Source organism: Erwinia sp. MYb416 (assembly GCF_037479575.1).
GTDB classification, from domain to species: Bacteria; Pseudomonadota; Gammaproteobacteria; order Enterobacterales; family Enterobacteriaceae; genus Erwinia; species Erwinia rhapontici.
The window spans coordinates 1-897 of the sequence record NZ_JBBGYT010000181.1; the positions used below are offsets into that span (position 1 = coordinate 1).

Genomic DNA, 897 nt, shown 5'->3' on the forward strand with positions numbered 1-897 from the left:
GGTATACACCTTCGCAGGCTGTGTGCGCAGTGTCACGGCGGTGACCACACCCAGACATCCCAGACCCGTTTGCACCGCCGCAAACCAGGGATGCTGACGGTCAAAGGTTTCAATGTGGCCATCGGCCAGCACCATACGAATGCTCAGCGCTTCGTCGCCGATGCTACTTTGCTGCAACCCCTGGCCATGCGTGCTGGTTGCCAGTGCCCCGGCCAGGGTCTGAGCATCAATGACGCCCGGAGAGGCGGGAAGAATACGTCCCATTGCTTTCAGATGTTCATACACCTCATGCAGCGGCGTGCCCCCGGCAAACGTGGCGCTGTGCTCATCACTGTCGATAAAACCGCGCAGCGCTGAGGTATCAATCAACACATCGTCGTGCTGATGGAGTGCCAGCATCCGGCCGGGAGACATGCGGCTGCCCATCACGCGCACACGGCCACGATGATGGCGCAGCAGGGTTTGCAGTTCGCCTTCACTGGCGGGCTGCGCCTGCTGGGTGGTGTTCGCCAGCGTGGCATTTTGTGCCCAGTTCCACACCAGAGGTTCGTGGGGGGAAAGATGTGGCTGACGGCGGGGATAGCCGATCGTTTCGCGTGTCATTGACAGCTCCTGTTCAGGACAATAACGGGTGAATGGAGGGCGAGGGCAGGCAGTTCAGCCAGGCACTAAGCGTAGACGAAAAAAAACCGCTATGACGACATAGCGGAAGAATTGAGTCGAACCGATTTAAATCGGTTGTATCAGTTAGCGCTCAGGGCGCAGATAGCGCAGGGTGGCATCGACCACGAGCCGACGGTTACGCGCCAGGCTCTGCTGTTCGGTTTCATTGCCGCCAAACAACGTATGGAAGGTGTAATGGTTGCCGACGTTGTGGAAGCTGATGCTGCTGATCAG

General features: G+C 58.6%; 2 protein-coding genes. Both read right to left on the reverse strand.

Annotation, left to right across the window (positions count from 1 at the left end; translation table 11 throughout):
- Positions 1 to 603: FAD-binding oxidoreductase (locus tag WH277_RS01725; protein ID WP_339504025.1), on the reverse strand; the 603-nt coding region annotated here is incomplete at its 3' end.
- A gap of 144 nt (positions 604 to 747) precedes the next feature.
- Positions 748 to 897, reverse strand: coding sequence for a hypothetical protein (locus WH277_RS01730; protein WP_339504027.1), 150 nt, complete (start codon positions 895 to 897; stop codon positions 748 to 750).